Source organism: Nonlabens spongiae, assembly GCF_002117125.1.
GTDB lineage: Bacteria > Bacteroidota > Bacteroidia > Flavobacteriales > Flavobacteriaceae > Nonlabens > Nonlabens spongiae.
Genome location: NZ_CP019344.1, coordinates 3,051,065 through 3,071,040 on the forward strand (window position 1 = coordinate 3,051,065; position 19,976 = coordinate 3,071,040).

Below are 19,976 nucleotides of genomic sequence, written 5' to 3' on the forward strand. Positions count from 1 at the left end.
ATAACTAAATTACCTTCTTATCATGCGTAAGTTCATTGTGATTCTCGTTTCCTTAGCCATCATTGCTGGCGCAGTTATAGGAGCTAAATACCTCATAGATAACAAAAAAGCTCCCGAGAAAAAAACTACCAAGGAGGTCAAAATCGTGGAAACAGACACGATTCAAAACAGGACTGTAGAAATTACAATTCCTTCAAATGGTAATCTCCAGGCTAAGCAACGCATTGAACTGTATTCTGAGGTGACCGGCGTTTTTCAGAATACGGGTAAGTTGTTCAGGGCAGGTCAGGAATATCGTAAAGGTGAGACCATTATTTCTATCAATAACCAAGAATTCTATGCGCAAGTTTTAAGCGCACGCAGCGATTTAAATAATCAGATCACTGCTATTATGCCTGATTTAAGATTAGATTATCCAGACTCCTTCCAGCAATGGCAAGAGTATCTAGATAACTGGAATCAAAGTTCTTCGACACCGGCCTTGCCTGAGCCAGTCAATGATAAAGAAAGATATTTCATAACTGGTCGTAATATTTATACGACATATTACAGCCTCAAGAATCTAGAGAATCGATTGGGGAAATTTACCATTAGAGCGCCTTTCAATGGAATTTTGACAGAAGCTATGGTTTCTGAAGGAACTTTAGTCCGTAACGGTCAGCAATTAGGTGAATTTATACAAAAAGGTACTTATGAAATGAGTGTTGCCGTTAGTGCTGAGTTTGGGGATTTACTTAAGTTAGGTGAGAAGGTAAACCTTACAAATGTAATGGGTACCAAGACTTATGAAGGCGAGGTTACCAGAATTAATGGTAAAGTCGATCAAGCGACTCAGACCATAACAACGGTTATTGAAGTAAGTGATCCTTCATTAAAAGAAGGTATGTACCTCTCAGCAAATCTCAATGCTCAGCAAGTGGAGAATGCGGTTGAACTCGACCGTGAATTACTTCAAGACGGTAATCAAATTTTCAGCGTTAGCGATGAAAAACTGAAGTTAATCAGCGTCACTCCAGTACATTTCTCTGAAGAAACCATGGTTTTGAAAGGTCTGGAAAATGGTACTGTCATCATCTCAAAAACAGTTCCAGGAGCTTATGAGGGTATGCTAGTCAAATCAGCAGATAAAGATGAGAGAGAGACTGTAGATGGTGACGCTTCCGCGTCGCGCCGTCGGCAAGCCTCTGGCGACCGAGGGAAAGCTGACACTTCTAACGCCGGTACTCAACAGTAATCATGAGAAAGGTACTCGCTTATTTCATCAAACATCATGTAGCTGTAAATGTGGTTATCGCTGCATTTATCATTTTTGGTATTATCGGGATGTTATCGCTCAAATCATCCTTTTTTCCTTTAGTAGAATCAAAGATCATAACGATTAACGTGGTCTATCCTGGAGCTTCGCCTCAAGAAATTGAAGAAGGTGTTATTCTTAAAATCGAGGACAATCTTAAGGGGATTGAAGGTATAGATCGTGTTACTTCGGCTTCGAGGGAAAACTCCGGAACCATTACAGTTGAAATATTGAAAGGCTACGACATTGATTTCATGCTTCTTGAAGTTAAAAATGCCGTAGACCAAGTCCCATCGTTTCCTATAGGAATGGAGCCGCTCATTGTGGCAAAGCAAGAATCGTCTCGTCCTACTATTGTTTTCGCTTTAAGCGGAAATAATGTCCCCCTTAAAACACTAAAAAGTCTGGCAAGGGATATTGAAAATGACCTGAGAGGGATGGATGGAATTTCCCAAATCTCTATTGCCGGTTACCCAGATGAGGAGATTGAGATAGCGGTCAATGAAAATACTTTGCTGGCGTATAATTTGACTTTTCAAGAAGTAGCAGAAGCTGTTGCAAGTTCTAACATTCTAACCACGGGTGGAAATATAAAAACAGATCGGGAGGAGTATTTAATACGGGCAAATAACAGGAATTACTACGGTGATGAACTTAATTATATTCCCGTGCGCACCACAGAACAGGGAACGACGGTTTATTTAAAAGACGTAGCCATTGTAAGAGATCGATTTGAAGAGTCGCCTAACGCTACTTACTTCAATCAAGAACGCGCTGTAAACATTACGGTTACCAGTACTAATTCTGAAGATCTAATCGGGAGTGCAGACAAGGTAAAAGAGTACATCGAGGATTATAACAAGCGATTCACTAACGTACAGCTCAATGTTGTTAGGGACCTGTCTACTACCCTCAATCAAAGAACGGATTTGCTTACAGAAAATGCGATTATAGGAATGGGTCTAGTGCTACTATTTTTATCTATTTTCTTGAATACCAGATTAGCTTTTTGGGTGGCTGCAGGTCTTCCGATAGCTTTTTTGGGTATGTTCATCTTTGCGGGTCAATTTGATGTGACTATAAATGTTCTATCTCTTTTTGGAATGATTATCGTCATAGGTATTCTCGTGGATGACGGGATTGTAATTGCTGAGAATATTTATCAGCATTATGAAAATGGCAAGGACCCCATTCAAGCTGCCGTAGATGGAACCATGGAGGTAATACCACCCATTTTAAGCGCGATAATTACTACGATTCTAGCATTCAGTACATTTTTATATCTGGATGGACGTATAGGTGAATTCTTTAGTGAAGTTTCGGTAATCGTTATTTTGACCCTCATTGTATCATTAGTTGAAGCATTGATTATCTTACCTGCACACCTTGCACATTCTAAGGCATTACAACCACGTTCTGATGAGCCTAAAAAAGGTATCGCCCGAGCATTTCAAAAAATGCGCAAGGTTAATGATTATGGAGACCGTGTAATGAACTGGATGCGTGATAACCTGTATGCACCTGCTCTTAGATTTACCATCAAATTTAAATTATTAGTTTTCGCCATATTCCTTGGAGCATTGATTCTCACTATAGGAGCTGTAGGAGGAGGAATTGTGGGAGTGACTTTGTTTCCCAGCATTCCCAGTGATCAAGTGAGCGTTACGCTCGAGATGCCTAATGGAACCGCGGAAAAAATTACTGATTCCATTATCGCGAGTATTGAAGAAAAAGCACAAATCGTCAATCGGGAATTCACTAAGGAATATCTCAAAAGCGCAGACTACCCAGACAGCGTTGAGTTGTTTGAGAACATAATAAGAGCGCAAACCTCGGCTTCTTCTGCAAATCTTTCTATTAATTTATTACCTGGAGAGTCTCGACCTGAAACCGTGACTTCACCTATGGTTGCTAATAGACTGCGAGAACTCGTGGGCCGCATACCGGGAGCTGAAAGCATCACCTTTGGTTCGGGAGGGAATTTTGGCGGCAGTCCGGTGGCTGTTTCCCTTTTGAGTAACAATATCGAGGAATTAAAGGCTGCCTCTGAGGATTTCAAGGAAATTCTTGAAAGTAATCCATTGTTGAAAGATATTACGGACAACGATCCCGCTGGTATAAAAGAGATCAAGATGCAACTTAACGATAACGCTTATGCTCTGGGTCTCAACTCCCAGAGTATCATGAGCCAGGTGCGCGCGGCGTTTTTTGGTCAAGAGGCACAGCGTTTCCAGCGCGGTCAGGACGAGATCAGGGTTTGGGTACGTTACGATCGGGACAACCGTTCCAGCATCAAAGACCTAGATGAATTGCGCATACTTACCCCTGCCGGTAATCGAGTTCCATTGAGAGACATAGCAAGTTATACTATTGAGCGTGGTGATGTAGTCATCAATCACCTTGAGGGGAGACGCGAGATTCTCGTGAGTGCAGATATGAAGGATCCTAAGGCTAGCGCTACTGATATACTCACTGATATTAGAGAAAATGTCGTCCCAAAACTTCAAGAGCGTTACCCTACCATCACACCAAATTATTTAAGTGGACAAGCTCGTGAAGCCGAGAAAATAAGTAGTAGTGCGGGATTTGTATTTCCGCTCGTCTTGCTTTTGATCTATTTTGTCATCGCCTTTACCTTCCGCAGTGGTACGCAACCTATTATGTTGATTTTGATGATTCCTTTCAGCTTCATCGCGGTCGCTTGGGGGCACTTTATCCATGGTTTTCCCGTGAATATTCTATCTATGTTGGGAATTATCGCTCTCATTGGGATTATGGTAAACGACGGCTTGGTATTAGTGGGTAAATTCAACAACTATATCAAAGATGGGCTTGAATTTGACGAAGCACTTTATGAAGCTGGAAAGAGTCGTTTCAGAGCTATCTTTCTTACTTCGTTAACTACTATCGCTGGTCTCGCACCCCTTCTGCTTGAAAAAAGCAGGCAAGCGCAATTTCTTAAACCTATGGCGATTTCCATTTCTTACGGGATCGCCATCGCTACACTTTTAACGCTGCTATTATTGCCTTTATTCTTAAGTTTTGGTAATAATATGAAAGTTTGGTTGCACTGGGCGTGGACGGGTGAGAGGCCAGAAACTAGTGATGTCACTTCCGTGGCAAAGGAGCAGGAACAAATTGAGGAATACAATGAGGAGGAATAGTCGCTATGTTATGTTGGTTTTTGTAGTTCTCGCTTTCGCGAAAGCGTACTCTCAACAAACGCCCTTGCCTATTTTGAGCCGTGAAGAAGCTAAAAGTCTCATGCTGCAAAACAATTACGGCATCCAGATCGCCGAAAACGAAGAGAATATTGCAGAAAATAATCAAAGTTTACTCAACTCAGGTTACTTGCCCATCTTGCAGGGAACTGCTGGAGCAGATATTGATGAGACAGACTCTCGTACAGAATTCGGCTCGCCCAATGATCCAGCTGACGAAAGGCGCGATCCCATCGTGATCAACGATGCTGAGACACGTACCTATAATGCCGCCATAGCACTGAATTACACGCTTTTCGACGGATTGGGAAGGTTGTATAATTTTAAGCGTCTTAAAGAGCAATACAACCTAAGCCAACTGCAGGCGCGTGAGACCATTGAAAATACCACGGTACAGCTCATGAGCGTCTATCTGGAAGTTGCCCGGCTGACGGAGAACTTGAATGTACTGAACGAAACGCTAGATGTTTCTAAGAATAGACTCACGAGAGTAGAATATCAGTTTGATTACGGTCAGGTCAGTAAACTAGAGGTTCTCAATGCAAAAGTTGATATCAATACAGATAGCGTAAATGTCCTAAACGCTCGACAGCAACTCGAGAATACTAAACGAGACCTAAATGTTATACTTAATCGAGAACTGGCCGTAAGCTTTGCCGTAGATACGACTGTTACTTTAATGAATGAACTGCGGTTAGAGAGCTTGCTCAATCAGGTAAATGAAAATAACGTGCGTTTGTTGCAAACCGCCAGTAATGTCCAGATTAGTGATTATGATATCAAGACGGCACGAGCACTCATGTTGCCTAGAGTAGGTCTGACAGGGTCTTATGGTTGGAATAGACAGGAGAATCCCCAAGGTCCATTCTTCCCTTCTAATACCCGTCAAAGCACAAGCTTGAGAATAGGAGCGAGTCTGACCTGGGATATTTTTGACGGTGGTTTGAGTATAACGGGTATACGTAACTCAAAAATTGCCTATGAGAATGAAATTCTTTTTAAAAAACAAGTAGAGCAAGAGGTAGATAGAGACGTGGCAAATGCTCTAGGTAATTATCGCAATGCAGTTGCTGTTTTTGAGCTTCAGGAGCAAAATGTGATTACAAACACAAACAACTTTGAGCGTACCGAGGAACAGTTCAAACTAGGTCAGGTAAATAGTGTAGAATTTAGACAAGCACAAATCAATCTTCTGAATGCAGAAACCAGTAGAAACCTTGCAAAGTACGACGCAAAACTTGCAGAATATCAATTATTACAATTTACGGGTCAGCTCTTAAATATAGTGTTATGATTGAACATTTCTTCATGTGTCCACATTGCTGGCAACAAATATCCATGCTGCTAGACCCTGCTTATTCACAAACCTATGTGGAAGATTGTGAAGTATGTTGCAACCCGATCGAGTTGCGTGTGGACTTTGAAAAAGGCGAGATGATAGCCTTTGAAGCTAAAGAATTGGGGCAATAAAAAAGCTGCCTCACTTCATAGTCCCAATAAGCTTGAACATGCTTTGTGCAATTCAGCTCTTTGTTTTTTGAAATCTAAAAAGTAAAACAGCTTCAAATTTCTCTAAGCGGAAAAATCAGATATTCTTATAATCTGCGAGATCTTCCATACGCTTGATTTTATTAACAGTTGCTTGGATCTCGTCTTTCTGGGCTTGTAATACGTTAACTATTGATGGAGGTAACTCTTCGCTATGGTTAAGAACTTCGTTGTATTCTTCTATAGCTGCCTTTTCACCTCGTATACATTCTTCGAGAATAGCTTCTTCCTCGTCACTGGTAAAGTTGAGTTTTAAGTTCAGCCAGCCACGATGTAAATCTCCTTTCACGCTGCTGTCCATTTTGGGTTCTAGGTTCATGTTTTTCATTTCACCGATTAATGATGCAGCATATTCCGTGCGACGCTGTCCCTGGTGGGCAAACCATCTAGCTAGATTAGGGTCGTGTTCGTCTCTTGCATTTTCTGCAGCATTTGCATAACCTTTTTGCGCGTCATAGGTTTTTTCTAGGATAGCATTTAGTTTCTGTTCGGTTTTTGGTGTTTCCATGAGTTTTTGTTTTAAAGATAGATTCTATCTCGATTATTTTTCATAAAACGGTGTGAGTTGACATGGATTTAACCCTAGCGAAATAATTCCCAAATTGTTTTGCTGGTAAAGTGAAATGTGTGTATATTTGTCCTCCCAAATGAAAAAGCAAAGTAATGGATTGCGACAAAATTTTTCATTTAGGATTATATCGCGAGGTAGAGCAGTAGGTAGCTCGTCGGGCTCATAACCCGAAGGTCGCTGGTTCGAGTCCAGTCCTCGCTACTAACAAAAGCTTCTGAGAAATCAGGAGCTTTTTTTGTTTTGGAATATGTTGGAATTTGTTGTTTATGTCCTATGGAGTCCTGCTCACGGTAAGAGGTATGTAGGTATGACCTCAAATCTGATCAAGCGATTTGCCTCTCACAACAAGCTCGGAACTAAGGGTTGGACGATTAGATACCGGCCTTGGAAAGTTGTACACGTTGAATTTTATGAAACTAAGAGAGACGCGCTTTTGAGAGAAAAACTACTTAAAACTGGAAAGGGACGTGAGTGGATTGATTCAAACGTTGATTTTAAATGAAAGCTCGCTGGGCTCATATCCGCCGCGGCGGACGCTGGTTCGTCCCGATCTATATCGGGACCAGTCCTCGCTACTAACAAAAGCTTCTGAGAAATCAGGAGCTTTTTTTTTGGTCTTTATTTTCGACTTATGAATACTTCAAATCAATCAAAATGCTTTAATTTTTATGATATGGGTGACGGTCAAATCCAACTTTCTAATGCATAAATTATTTCTATTAATAGCTATATCTATTTTATATTCTTGACAAAAAGCAAAAGAACCAAGTGACTCAAGTCTATCTACCGAGAAATAAGACCAATCCTTTAATAAAAAGGTTGTTGATTCTGCTAATGTTTCTTACCTGAGGTCAGGTGATTTTATGGTTGACGTAGAAGACTTTACCTCTAGTAGCTCTCAAATTTTTGATATCGAGGAAGGAGATATCAAAATAGAAATTGATACGGTTGTTTATAATATGCAGACCATTGAAAAGGTAAACAATATTTATCTTGCTATAGATCAGAATGCAAATTCTTACAGACAAATTGAAATAAGATACAACCGAAAATTTACAGTGCGCCTGTATGAACTGAGATTTGACAACGTCCAGTCAGCGAAGAAAATGTTTGGTATTTTCAAAACTTTCGGAATGACTAGAAAAGCGGATTTAGTCCCAGGTCTTACTTATACTAATGACTATGTACGGTTAGACAAAAATTCAGTCTACTGGTTGAACAGCCCTTGTATGGTCTCAATTTCCAACCAAACTAAACTAGTAGAAATATTCCTAAAAATCTTAGAATTAAAATCTATTTCTGACTAAGGATCTTCAATGTACTGTCAATGTGGGAGCCTATTCTGTACTTTGAGTGATGAATAATAAAATTTTTTGTTTGTGATATTTCAATTCCCCTTCACCCGTTCCCACAAGGTTTCTAGTAGAAGTCCTGCATCACGAGGTGCTTTTTCGGTTTCTTGGGCGGTGAGGACTCCGTTTTCTTCTTTGAGTAGGTAGGAAAATACAAATTGTTCCTTTCCATTTGCTACCGGCATCAACCCGAAACGTAAATCGTAGAAATACCAGTTGCCCTCTTTTTCTTCCATCAAATACCAACCTTGGCTGATGTAAATAAGCCGTTGAAGATTTTGTTGAGATTGTGGGTTTGTGAAGTTCGGTTCCCGCTTGCGGTTTTTTGGATAGCTTTTGAATGATATGGGTTTGCTGTCAAAAAACGAGTAATCGGCTATTAAGTAGGCATCTTGGGTATCTACGTTAGCATTCCACAAGATGGTATTTAATGCAGCAGGTCGTGTTGAAATTTCGTTGTAAGCAATATTTTGTTCTTTTAGAGCAGCTTCAAATTGACCGAGAGCCATCGACTTCAATAAGACGCTTAAAAGTAGGTAGCTGGAGCTTAGTACGATGCCTGTTAGGTTCATTCGCTTTCGCGAAAGCGTATCTCTTTTCAAAAACATCGCCCAAATTGTGCAGATCAAAAATGGCAACGTGTAAAGCGGGTCAATGACAAAGATGCTGTTGAAGGCGACCCGATAATCAAATGGATAAAAAATTTGTGTTCCCCAGGTTGTGAAAGCATCGAGTAAAGGGTGGGTAAAGATGCCCCAAAAGAACAGCCATGCCCACGATCTCCACCCGAGGTTCAATTTATGCTCCATGCGGTTTACAATCCAACCCAAAACGGGCGAGGCGATAACGGCAAATAATACACTATGACTGAAACCGCGGTGGATTTCAGTCGCGGTTATGGTATCAGTGAAATAACGGGCGATGACATCTAGGTCTGGAATTGTGCCGGCAATGGCTCCATAAAGCTGGGCCTTGTTGCCAGCCTTTCTTCCTAAAACGGCCTCCCCAACGGCAGCGCCCAGTACAATTTGTGTAAGACTATCCATAAAAAAAGCAGCTCTTTAAAGAACTGCTTTTCAAATGTATTAAAATATTGGGACTATGCAGATGGCATAACCACTGTGTCAATTACGTGTACCACACCGTTAGATTGCTTCACATCTGTCACGGTAACTGTGGAAGTATTTCCTTTGGCATCTTTCAACCTAACTTTACCATCTTTTACCATGGCAGTCAATTGTCCACCATTTACAGTTTTAAGGGTGGCCGTTCCGTTTCCATCTTTGATCATTTTTTGAAGATCAGCAGCCATAACATTTCCAGAAACTACATGGTAGGTGAGCACGCCTTTTAATTTTGCTTTGTTTTCAGCTTTCATGAGATTATCTACTGTACCGGCAGGCAGTTTATCAAATGCAGCATTTGTAGGTGCAAATACGGTAAATGGTCCTTCGCTATTCAGAGTCTCAACCAGATCAGCAGCTTTTACAGCAGCAACGAGGGTTGAGAGATCATCACTGGTTGATGCATTTTCTACGATGGTCATGTCATCATACATCATAGCTCCATTGATGCTAGTAGCACGTTCATCGCGCTCTCTTTTTTGGGTTTCTACCATGGCAAGGGAATCAGCTCGCTTTTGCTCCATTTCTGCTTCCTGTTTTTCCATTTCCATTTTTTCTTCTGCTTCCCGTTCTGCGGCTTCATCTTTACATGATACCATGAATAAGGTAGCTGAAAGAAATGCGATACTAAAAATTCTTGTGATTTTCATGTCTATTGTTTTTAGTTGAAGTGAATGTACCATAGAATGAACTCACTCAAAACTTTCTCACAATTACTTAAGCAGTAATTAACCCATAATTAACTAATTACAATGTAATAGTAGACAAATTTCTCAAATAACGGAATTATCATGATGCATAGGGTGAAGGAAGAATTTACCTTTTCTGAGGTAGTATGATTAAGCTCAGAACTACCTACGATGTCGATATTTGTAGGAACAAATAAAAATAAAGGTTATGAAAACTATTTATATAATACTAGCTTCTTTATTCATCAGCCTTCAATCTGCTAGTGCTCAGATTTTTCAATATAAAGATTCACTTGATATAATAGTCTTAGATCGAACTAATAAATATGAAGAATCGATTTATCAGCAAGAAATTAATGTCATACTTATGAGCGATGACTATAATATAAGACGGGAAATAAAAGATGCTCGGAGAAATTCCACGCTTAATTCTTTTACCCTAGAACGCTTGAACTATTTGAGAAATTTAAGAAGAGCTGCCAATTACAACGATAATGCTCTGGATTTCAGGAACCGAGTTCTGTCTGATACTCCGCACTTAGAACAAAGTTTAATCAATAATATTAAGCTGTATTTGATTTACGATAAAATTAGAAAGGATACCTTTCATGGTAGACTGAATGCCTTGCCTTCTATTTTATAGCTAACAATCTAAATAGTGTAGGATGGATTATCAATTTAATGACAATGAAGATTTAAAATGGTTTGAACTTCACTTAAATGATGCAATTGCTTTTATAGACTACATCGTTGCTCAAGAAACTATATACCTCACCCATACTGAAGTGCCTAAGGGTTACGAAGGTCAGGGTATAGGCTTCATAATTGTGAAAAGAGCTTTAAATGATATCAAGAGTAAGGGCTTGAAACTAGTTCCCTTATGTCCTTTTGTAGCAATGTATCTAAAGAAAAATCCTGAGTGGAAGGAACTGGTTTACCGAAATATTAATCATCATTGCTCTAATTGACCAGGTATTGTGGCAACTCGTTTTCGCGAAAGCGAGATTACCACGATCAATTTAATAGAAAAAGGACGGTAAATTTCCGTCCTTTTATGTTTGATTTGAGTCGATCTAAAAAAAGAGCTGGCCAAGTTACAATTTAACAAGTAGATCAAGCATAATCAACTTTTTGCCTTTGCCTCTTTTTTTTTAACCTCTTGTGGCTTCTCTAGAATTTGACTTTGAGAAACAACAGCATCTACTTTTTCTGTTTTGTTCAATTCCTCTTCTAGTTGAGTGAGCTGTTGCTGAAGTCTCATATTCTGGGCCTTGTAAGAAAGGAGTTCGTTGCTGGTAGCCTCGTAACTCTTTTGAAGTTGAGCAACGTCTTGATTTGCAGAACAGCTCAAAAACAAGAGCGGTAAAACTAGATAATAAGGTAGCAATTTAATATTCATCAGATAATTTTTTGGTTACCATGCATTTACGTAAGTAAGTGAAGCGTGGTTTTTAATTAGTGGGAATTTTAATTTTCTGGGGAATTTTGAGACTTCTCTAAGCCTAATTTATTGTTGAATTCTAAAGTTCTGATTGGGAATGGAATGTTGATATCAGCTCCGTCAAATGCTTTTTTGATGGCAATAACGGCTTCGCTCAATGCGATATGTTTGTGTTTTGCCCTAGTGGCATCTGCCCAGAATCGTAACATGAAGTTGATGCTACTGTCTCCAAATTCATTGAAGAAAAACTCCACCTCTTCACCATCTTTTTGTGGGTATTTTTCAGAAATCGTCTTAACGGCAAGATCTCTAACCTGCTCAAGGTCGCTCTCATAACCTACGCCACATAGAAGGATGATTCTCATGCGATCAGTTAAAGAGTAATTAAGTAAAGGGTTATCAAAGACATCTTTATTAGGTAATACCACAATATTGTTATCTGCTTGCTTAAGAATGAGTTTATCAAGTTGAATCTCTTGAACTTCACCTGAATATCCATTAGACTCAATCCAGTCACCGACTTTGATCTGCTTCCTGAAGGATAATATAACACCGCTCACTACATTTGAAAGTGAACCTTGCAGAGCTAGTCCTATAACAAGTCCTGATACACCAGCACCAGCGATGATACCGCTCACGACATTGTTGAGATCAAGCACGCTCATAGCAATGAAAATTCCACCTAGAACTACTACTATCGCAACACCCTTACCGGCAAGGCGCCTTACTGAAGCTTGAGAAACACGACTCCGTAATAACTTTCTAATTCCCTTATCTACATACTTACTAATTACATAAGCAACGATAAGAACTAGAATAGCAATACCTAGATTAGGTAGCATTTTCATAAATGAATTATACCATGAAGTGAGCTGGTCAAGTATGAGGGTTCCACTATCTTTTAGTTCAGTCGATTGCTCTGCTGCGGAATTATCTTGCATATTTTCAGTAAAATTTCTGCTAAATTAACAGCGGTCATGGTTAAGAGCTTGAAGATTAACAGGGTTTAACGTAAAGTAGCTTTTATCACTCTAGTATTTATGCAGAAATGATAAAATATTTAACAATTCACCCTCATTACCACAAATTAGAGACCTTGAGAATTAGATTTTCTAGATCGATCAACAGAATCGAGAAAACTCCCAGGCCGATGATGATTTTCAAAATAAAATGAATGAGGATGTATTCACGTTTACGCCGAGAGTTCCAGAGAAGTGGTAAACAAATAAGAAGCGCTCCTGCAATAAAGCAAAAGTAATAATCCATATAGCCTATGGAGAAATAGCCTATAAGCACCGCAATAGGTAAGGTTGTGAGGAACGTGAGAAGTGAGTAGAACTGTTTTGCTTTCTTTTCACCTAAAGCGACCGGTATTGTGTTGTAGCCTTGAACAAGATCACCTTGTAAATTTTCAAGATCTTTTATGATCTCCCGCATGGCGATAATCAAAAACAAGAAAAATCCATGTACTAAAATTACTTCATAGAAATTTCTAAAGTACATGAAAAGAACAAAGAAAGGGAGAACAGCAAGCAGCGCAGCTGTTAGATTTCCCAAGAATAATTGTCTTTTCAATTTATGAGAATAAAGCCACATAAGAGCAATATAGCCGGCATAGAAAAGCCCAGCTTTAAAAGCCACGATGAGTCCTAGTCCAAAGGCAAGTCCATTAACTCCAAAATAAACAGTCCATAAAGTGTTCCTGCTCACTTGATTTTCCAATAGTGTCTTTTGAGGTCTATTGATAAGATCTTTCTCGCGGTCGTAGAAGTTGTTGATGATGTACCCACCAGCAATTGAGAGCGCCGATGCAATAATCAGCAGCCAGAGTTTTGGGTCAGCCAGTGTATCGACGATGGGTTTCTCTGGAGCAATGATAAAAACAGCCGCCAGCAACTGTGCAAACCCCATCAGTACCACATTATACAACCGCACAGAGCTGAAGAGGCTCAGCGCTTTTACAAATAGTGATTTCTCACGCGCCGTTTCAGCAGGGGGATTCTGAGGATTTTGGGTCATGAATCAAAAATACATCTTGATATACTGCAAATACTATTCAGTCCTGAATTTTAATGCGCATGCTTTTACTGTATACTTTCAGCTCTGGATTATACATTCCTTCCATTCTGGCAAAACCATTTTCAAATACGCCCGCATTATTACACATTAATTCATATTCGATCACATAAGTTCCAGCTTGCATCAACTCAAAGTAAAAGTCGTGTCTATCATCACGTATGCTTTTGTAGTATGTAGTTCCATTGACCCGTGAGTGTTCTGAAAGCGTTTCAACGGGCTCAAGGCCAGACGCCCTCAAGTCTTTCAAATGGATATAACTCAGGTTTTTTGTGGTTTCTATCAAGAGTTTTACCTTGATTTTTTCACCCAACTCAAGAATGTCACCGTGTGTTAATTCCAACCATTGATTGGAATCATCCTTATGGTATAGCTTTTTGTTCACTTTTACATCATCATCTTCTAAAGCGTTGAACTCTTCAAGAGGAGCCATAAAATCCCAGTGAATCGCAGCGGTAGCAGGCTGATCAGATTTATTGTCGATTTTGAGTGTCTTGTAGGATTCCTGGATGTCTTCAATAGGTACATTTCCCGTGATGCTATTTAAAGCTTCCATTGAGCCTTGAGAAATATTTTGCTGCTCCGTGATGGATGTACCTCCCCAGTAAATTTTTGGCATCTGTATTTCGGTTGCTTTTCCTGAAGTTTCCAAAACCGCAGTACTCGCCATAACGGTCGCTTTAGTCGTTCCCCAGCTCGCCCATTCTTGTTTGTTCAACAGCCAGATTTTAAGCAATTCTACTGTATTGGTATCGTTGAGAATTTGAGAAAATGCTGTTATGGCCAGACTTTGGGTTTCTATAGCCCTACCGTACCAGCCTCTGTTGTTTTCGTGGAATTTCCAGTACATTCCACGTTCATCATTTTTGACAGCGATTTGTCGTAATCCTTGCAGAATGTTCTTTGCCTCTTTGTTGTGGCCTTCGTTGTGTAAAGTCATTGCCATGAGCAATTGTTCATAAATGCTGTAGGTGGCAAATTGTTTTTTCGCTTTCGCGAAAGCGAGATCCTTAACCCTCCCTAAGATATCTGTAGAGTCTGTCTTAACTTCTACATCTTTTTCCTGAGACCTGACGTAGAGGTAATCCCAATATGTCGTGCTGAATGTAAAGGATTCAACTCCCTTATTATATTGTTTATCAAAATCTTCCAGATATTCTTTCCAGTAAGAATCTAATCCCTGAAGTCCCTTCTCATACATGAAACTTGGGAATTCATCTTGAGTCAATAAATTTTTGTGCTTCAGAAAACTCAAACCATTCAAGATGTGTTGAGTGATGGATATATTAGGAGCGCCACCATCAAACCATGGGAAGAGACCATCACTATCCTGCATGAGTTTGAGACGCTGTAAATGACGGCTCTGCTGGTCTTGTACTTTTTCAGGTTCTAGATAGGAGACAAGACGCTCTAGTTTAACCTGTGGCGATGCCAGCTTATAATACCAGGGAGAACTGTTGATGGCTGATTGAAGCGGCTCTTCTTCTGGATTGGAGTTTTGATGGTTCTGTTTTATAAATTGGGCGATCTCTGGATCACTTTGAACTAGGTGGGCGGCTACAGCATTTGCATAGTACTTTGCAAAGGTTTGCTCAGAACACTGATGCGCATAATCCATGAGGTAGGGGAGGGCATATATGATGGCTATTTTAGGACTGCCCTGAAATTCAAAAGAGAGATTTTTTGAATCGTATTTGTTAATGTTTTCTCGAGTTAGGTCGGGAAGCGTAATTTCACCCGTTCCCTTACTGGCAATCCACGATCGAGTAGTGCGACTAACTAGGATTTTATTGGGTAACACAGGGATCACACCTTCTTCACCATCACTAAAGTTGCCTGCACTCGCTATGATTTTATAGGAAAGAGCAGGTAGGTTTTCTGGAACCTTAATTTTCCAACTTAAATTCTGACTTGATTTGTTTCCAATGCTCAAATTTTTAAGACTGGGACCTTCAATTATGTTCAGTTTTTTCATGTTTGAAGCATTGGAAAACTCTAATTTGCACAGGGCTTTAATGTCCTTATTTGTAAGATTGATGAGCTTAGCTTTGAGCACTAAATAATCTCCTTCTCTTACAAATCTGGGCTTATTCAAAATGATGTTGAGGTCCTTCTGGGTGACAACCTCTCTGGAAATGATGCTTGATTCTGCATTTTTATTATGTGCTAGCAACTGGAAGTTCCAGCGGGTGAGCATCTCGGGACTGGTAAATGTGAATTTCAAAGAGCCCTTCTGATCAGTATAGAGTTGAGGAAGAAAAAATGCCGTTTCATCTAGGTTTTTACGAGTCTCAACATTGGCGAGACTTTCTAGGTTAAGTAGCTCTTCATAATTGAATCCTTTTTTTGGAGTTATGATTATTACTCCGTTACTGCCTCGATTACCATAGATCGCAGTGGCATCTTCAGGTTTGATGACCGTCACCTCACCTATCGTTTCTCTACTGAGCAGCCCGAATTGCTTTTCAGTAATAGGTTTGCCATCAAAAACAATTAAAGGTTCAGTATTTTCATTCATAGAACTTACACCTCGTATTTGATTTAATGAATTTGCTCCCGGTTGACCTGTAGCTGTTTGAACAGTTACTCCTGGAACTTGTCCCATTAGGCGTTGAATGGCGTTAGAATTAGGTGGTGGTACGCCTAGAATTGTTCTGTAACCCGTTACCACAACCTCATCTAAAGATGTGGTCAACTGAATTTCTTTGTAGTTGCTTTTTCCTACAATTATTTGTTGTGAATCATATCCTGTATAACTTATAAGTATGGTATCGCCGGTTTCGGCACTGATACTAAAATTACCATCAAAATCTGTTGTTGTGAACGTTTGGGTATCTAAAATTTGAACAGTCGCTCCTAGGATAGGCAAGCCATCTGGACCGGTGACTACGCCAAGTAAATGAGCCCCTTTTTTGAGCTTTTTCTTGTCTTTGCGCTTCAATTTTAAACTTTCGAGATAAGAACGGTAGAGACTATGGTAATCTGCTTGTAGCAAACCGTGAAATACCCAATGAGGTCCTGAAGGCAGTGATAATAAACCGTAACCATATGAAGTGCCACCGCTATAATAAGCATAGCCGTAATAGTTTCTTAGAGTCATATAATATTTAAAGGGCTCACGTTTGTTATAGCGGTATGTATCTAAAGGTTTTAATGGCATCCATTCATTTTCTTTGAAGTCATCTAAGCTGGCATCATACATGCTTGCTAAAGCCTCTAGCTGAAATGGGGAGCCGTTTTCATTCTCAAGTTGAAAACTCCAAGTTTCTTCTTTTCCAGGTTGAAGTTTATTTCTAAGTGTTTCAGTTTTTATTCTGATAGCCCCTTGCTCTTCCCTTGTACGTTCTATAGATAACATTCCTGATCCGGTGGCACCTTTGCGTGTAGTCTCATACTTAAAATAGGTAATCGATCCTGGAACTTCTGAATAAGTGGTGCTGTGGGTGGTTTTACCTTTGTAAATAGTAAAACTCTCTTCTCTTAAATCTTTATCATGAGTAAAAACATACATACTCACGTAGGTACTATCTGCTGAGGTGAAAAAATCTATGTCGACACCTTCGTCCGTAAATCGATGATTCTCCATCGCCAGTAATGGCGTTAAAGGCTGATTCTTGTTGATCCAGAACGGTAAAGTTTTAGATGTTTTGAGAGGGCTTTTTTCAGCATCTACTGATAAGGTTTCCACCTCAATTCGATAGAATCCGTTTTTCCAAGATGAATCGATAGGCAATTCCGTTTGGACAGTTTCTTGATGCTCATAAACCTTAGAGAAAACAAGCGAATCTTTTTGCTTTGCAAAGTTAAATTTATAATTGAGGTCATCAGCGAAGAGAGAATCTAGTTTTTTTCTAGAAAGTCCAGTCTCACTCCATGGGTCATTAGTATTACGGTATTCACCTGTGGTTTTGTAGATTTTTATTTGATAAGACTTTTCAATTTTTTGCTTAGTCAAGTTCTCTGAGTAAAATGAAATTGAACGATTGTTTAGGCTGATTTCGGCTGGTGTTTCTAAAATCAATTCGTGCGCTTTGGAGCTTGCCTCGACAACGGTTTGTGCATCATGTTGTTCTCCATTGGCATCAAGCACTTCCACCTCGATCTTATAAGCGTAGTTTAGCTTCTGGTCGTTTTCTTTTTCTTTATAATTATTAGGCTCTGCAATAAAATCAATGATGTATTCACCCTTAGTATTTGTTGTGATGCTATCATTTTTGAAAGTCTTGCTGTCTATTTTATCATATCCGTACGAATATCTTAAGTTCCCATAATCATAGGATTTTCTATAAATCGAGTAATTTACCTGTGCACCGTCAATTGGGGCTCCCAAAAAGGCTTTAGCATTCACTTTAAGTTGAATGTTTGATCCTACTAGAAACTTGCGATCTTTTTCTTCAATAGTTACTTCAAAGGTGGGTCTTTTATACTCCTCTACTCTGAAGGTCTTAGCAGTATCCCAGCCATTTATGCCATCCACAATATCCCAAAATATCGTTTCCTCATCAGAATCAATATCAATGCTAAACTCGCCCAGTGCGACTCCCTCTGGAATCTCAAAACTTCCGTGAAAACTTCCATATTCATTAGTGGTTTGATAAATATCAAATATCTCTCTGCCATTTGCAGACTCGACGTAAAAATTTAATTCCTCATTGGGCAATACGCGAGTTGAGCCGTTTTCTTCAACAACGACAATTACTTTATAATAAACGGTCTGACCTGGTCGGTAGATACCTCGATCTAAGTAAACGTAAGTGGTTACTGTTTTTTCATCAACTTCTTCCTCTTTATCCTCATAGTTTGAATAAAGACTATAATTGTCAAGTAGTAATGAGTCTTTTCCTCTAATGAAAAGCAGGGAATGGCTATCATCAAAATCTTTAATATTAGCTATCGCCATTCCATCAAAATCGGTTACGACTTCTACAACTGGTAATTCTTCATCTTCTTGCATTTGAACCCTCACCCCTTTTAAAGGATAGCCTGTGAATCTCTCCAGAACTTTGAAGTACGCACGATCATCATCATAAGTAGCTTGTGGCAATATAGAGGTGACTTGCGCCTGTTCGTAATCGATCTTGGTAATATTTCCTGTTTTGTATTCAAGATATATAAGATAGTTTCCTTCACTTTTAGGAGCCTGCCATGGATAATTCAGCTGTTCTCTAAATCCATCGTGTTCAGTTTTTAAGTCAATCTCTACTATCCTTTCAAAACTGTTTTCGGTTTTAGCACTGTTATAAATTGCATCCGCAAGGGAATCTTCCAAATTTATGTAATCTGTTATACTTATGCGTTTCCAGAAAACTTTGAGGCTGTCAATGTTTTTGTGATCAATCTGTGCAATGGAATACTGTTCTGGGTATGATATAGGCTCAAACCGAATGTTTATGGAGCTTGATCTTGAAACCTCGAGAAGTGACTTGCATTGTCTAGCACCAAAGCTTTTTGGAAATTGTTCTATCGACTGTAGGGCTAGCTCAATTGCTTTTGCTCTATATTTTACTCTTAGCCTGTTACTTTCCTTTTTAGAATCTCTTCTTAAATATTGATCGACGTTGGCTTTCGAGAAAAAATGCTTTGCAAGCTGATAAGTTGCAAGAGTATGCTCGGGTTCATGAGAATATTCAGTACTTAGAGCTGAAAGGGATTCTTCATAGGTTTTGATGAGTTTGTCATCATTGTTTGTTGGAACAAAATTTATACGATCAATGACCACTTTGATATACGCTGCTTCTCTGTGAGTGAATAGGTGAATATTTTCTAACTGCTGATAAATCTCAATAATTTGTTTGAATTTTGTTTCAAAGGAATTTGATGGTTTGATTTTAGTCAAGTCGGGTTTCAGCTTAACTGCTTCTTGAAGGTAAATTGAATCTACCTCTGTACTCATAAAATAAGGGTTGATTTCGTCTTTGAGGTTTTCAATTGCTGATCGAGCTAGTAAATCATAGAGGGTAGGTTGCCACTTTTTAGTGTACAAAGTATCAGTAATAATCGCCGCATATTCATCGATAGAAATTTTACTAAGTTCTTCTGGATTCTCGATAGAGCTATCGTAAAGCTGTTTGATCTTCTGATTTAAATATGATAAATCCCATGCTCTATGATCCGTGGAATCAATTTTAATATCAAATTTTTCCCGCTCCCTTAAATTGCTTGACTCGCGATCCTTGAAATTTTCCAGTAGTTCTGCATAGATCATTTGATAAATGTTCCTCGATGGTGAGTTGCTTGTTCTAATAAGTTGCTGCAATTCACTTTCAACATCACTCAAGGCGCCGCTTGAATTAATCAAATCAAACTTAGCTTTGTAGATAAATGCTTTTATTAGTTGGCTTTCATTGTCACGGCGTTGTGCTTTGCGCTTAATTCTTTTGACGATCTTTTGTGCGTCATCAATTTTGTTTTGAACTTCAAGTAGTTCAACCTCCTCCCATTTTTTGTCAAAAGGTTTTTGAGCCATGGCAAGGCTACAGGTTAAACTGATAAGTAGTAAATAATAGAATTTCATAATAGTTGGTTTTTTAAGTGTCGATGTACACAAATATCACTGAAATTATATTCAAGGTATAGCTCCATTGAGTCAGTTAGTCCTATGGATGAGGTAACCGGATCATAACTTGAATTCTCAAAGTAATAAACAATTCGCGTCATTGA

15 protein-coding genes and 1 tRNA gene are annotated in these 19,976 nt (G+C 39.2%); 9 read left to right on the forward strand and 7 right to left on the reverse strand.

Features of this window, described 5'->3' with window-relative positions; translation table 11 throughout:
- The first annotated feature begins 22 nt into the window (after positions 1 to 22).
- The 4 genes from BST97_RS14005 to BST97_RS14020 are packed head-to-tail and all read left to right on the forward strand — an operon-like array spanning position 23 to position 5,985.
- On the forward strand, positions 23 to 1,234 hold the full coding sequence (locus tag BST97_RS14005; protein ID WP_085767822.1) for an efflux RND transporter periplasmic adaptor subunit: 1,212 nt from the start codon (positions 23 to 25) through the stop codon (positions 1,232 to 1,234).
- Between the two features lie 2 nt (positions 1,235 to 1,236).
- Positions 1,237 to 4,458 carry an efflux RND transporter permease subunit gene (locus tag BST97_RS14010; protein WP_085767823.1) on the forward strand — a complete coding sequence of 1,074 codons (3,222 nt, stop codon included), beginning with the start codon at positions 1,237 to 1,239 and terminating at the stop codon, positions 4,456 to 4,458.
- On the forward strand, positions 4,445 to 5,809 hold the full coding sequence (locus tag BST97_RS14015; RefSeq protein ID WP_085767824.1) for a TolC family protein: 1,365 nt from the start codon (positions 4,445 to 4,447) through the stop codon (positions 5,807 to 5,809). The genes BST97_RS14010 and BST97_RS14015 overlap by 14 nt, the downstream gene beginning before the upstream one ends.
- Positions 5,806 to 5,985 (forward strand): CPXCG motif-containing cysteine-rich protein, encoded by a 180-nt coding sequence (locus tag BST97_RS14020; RefSeq protein WP_085767825.1) that lies wholly within the window; start codon positions 5,806 to 5,808, stop codon positions 5,983 to 5,985. The genes BST97_RS14015 and BST97_RS14020 overlap by 4 nt, the downstream gene beginning before the upstream one ends.
- Before the next feature lie 115 nt (positions 5,986 to 6,100).
- Here BST97_RS14020 and BST97_RS14025 read toward each other — a convergent pair whose 3' ends face one another.
- The gene (locus tag BST97_RS14025; RefSeq protein WP_085767826.1) at positions 6,101 to 6,571 is read right to left on the reverse strand and encodes a ferritin-like domain-containing protein; all 471 of its coding nucleotides are present in this window, start codon (positions 6,569 to 6,571) and stop codon (positions 6,101 to 6,103) included.
- Between the two features lie 191 nt (positions 6,572 to 6,762).
- Between BST97_RS14025 and BST97_RS14030 the strand changes: the two genes are divergently transcribed.
- The 3 genes from BST97_RS14030 to BST97_RS14040 all read left to right on the forward strand — a co-directional run bounded on the left by BST97_RS14030 (position 6,763) and on the right by BST97_RS14040 (position 7,941).
- Positions 6,763 to 6,835: transfer RNA gene (locus BST97_RS14030), tRNA-Met, on the forward strand.
- Positions 6,836 to 6,881: 46 nt separating this feature from the next.
- The gene (locus BST97_RS14035) at positions 6,882 to 7,136 is read left to right on the forward strand and encodes a GIY-YIG nuclease family protein (protein WP_085767827.1); all 255 of its coding nucleotides are present in this window, start codon (positions 6,882 to 6,884) and stop codon (positions 7,134 to 7,136) included.
- Between the two features lie 361 nt (positions 7,137 to 7,497).
- Positions 7,498 to 7,941: a hypothetical protein gene (locus tag BST97_RS14040; RefSeq protein ID WP_085767828.1), complete on the forward strand. Its 444-nt coding sequence runs from the start codon at positions 7,498 to 7,500 to the stop codon at positions 7,939 to 7,941.
- Positions 7,942 to 8,021: 80 nt separating this feature from the next.
- Here BST97_RS14040 and BST97_RS14045 read toward each other — a convergent pair whose 3' ends face one another.
- Complete coding sequence (locus BST97_RS14045) at positions 8,022 to 9,032, reverse strand: metal-dependent hydrolase (RefSeq protein WP_085767829.1); 1,011 nt, start codon at positions 9,030 to 9,032, stop codon at positions 8,022 to 8,024.
- A 53-nt stretch (positions 9,033 to 9,085) separates the two neighbouring features.
- Positions 9,086 to 9,760, reverse strand: a complete 675-nt coding sequence (locus BST97_RS14050) for a fasciclin domain-containing protein (RefSeq protein ID WP_211277438.1) — start codon at positions 9,758 to 9,760, stop codon at positions 9,086 to 9,088.
- A gap of 247 nt (positions 9,761 to 10,007) precedes the next feature.
- Here BST97_RS14050 and BST97_RS14055 point away from each other — a divergent pair, with 247 nt between their 5' ends.
- Together BST97_RS14055 and BST97_RS14060 are read left to right on the forward strand one after the other, a co-directional pair.
- Positions 10,008 to 10,442 carry a hypothetical protein gene (locus BST97_RS14055; RefSeq protein ID WP_085767830.1) on the forward strand — a complete coding sequence of 145 codons (435 nt, stop codon included), beginning with the start codon at positions 10,008 to 10,010 and terminating at the stop codon, positions 10,440 to 10,442.
- A 22-nt stretch (positions 10,443 to 10,464) separates the two neighbouring features.
- Positions 10,465 to 10,767 carry a GNAT family N-acetyltransferase gene (locus BST97_RS14060; RefSeq protein WP_085767831.1) on the forward strand — a complete coding sequence of 101 codons (303 nt, stop codon included), beginning with the start codon at positions 10,465 to 10,467 and terminating at the stop codon, positions 10,765 to 10,767.
- Positions 10,768 to 10,922: 155 nt separating this feature from the next.
- On the opposite strand, the gene BST97_RS14065 is transcribed toward BST97_RS14060, so the two are convergent.
- From BST97_RS14065 to BST97_RS14080, 4 genes are all read right to left on the reverse strand, one after another.
- Entirely contained in the window at positions 10,923 to 11,198 is a 276-nt protein-coding gene (locus BST97_RS14065; RefSeq protein WP_085767832.1) for a hypothetical protein, read from the reverse strand.
- A gap of 68 nt (positions 11,199 to 11,266) precedes the next feature.
- Complete coding sequence (locus BST97_RS14070; protein WP_085767833.1) at positions 11,267 to 12,181, reverse strand: mechanosensitive ion channel family protein; 915 nt, start codon at positions 12,179 to 12,181, stop codon at positions 11,267 to 11,269.
- 136 nt (positions 12,182 to 12,317) lie between these two features.
- Complete coding sequence (locus tag BST97_RS14075; RefSeq protein ID WP_085767834.1) at positions 12,318 to 13,259, reverse strand: geranylgeranylglycerol-phosphate geranylgeranyltransferase; 942 nt, start codon at positions 13,257 to 13,259, stop codon at positions 12,318 to 12,320.
- A 37-nt stretch (positions 13,260 to 13,296) separates the two neighbouring features.
- On the reverse strand, positions 13,297 to 19,830 hold the full coding sequence (locus BST97_RS14080) for an alpha-2-macroglobulin family protein (protein WP_085767835.1): 6,534 nt from the start codon (positions 19,828 to 19,830) through the stop codon (positions 13,297 to 13,299).
- Positions 19,831 to 19,976 lie beyond the last annotated feature (146 nt).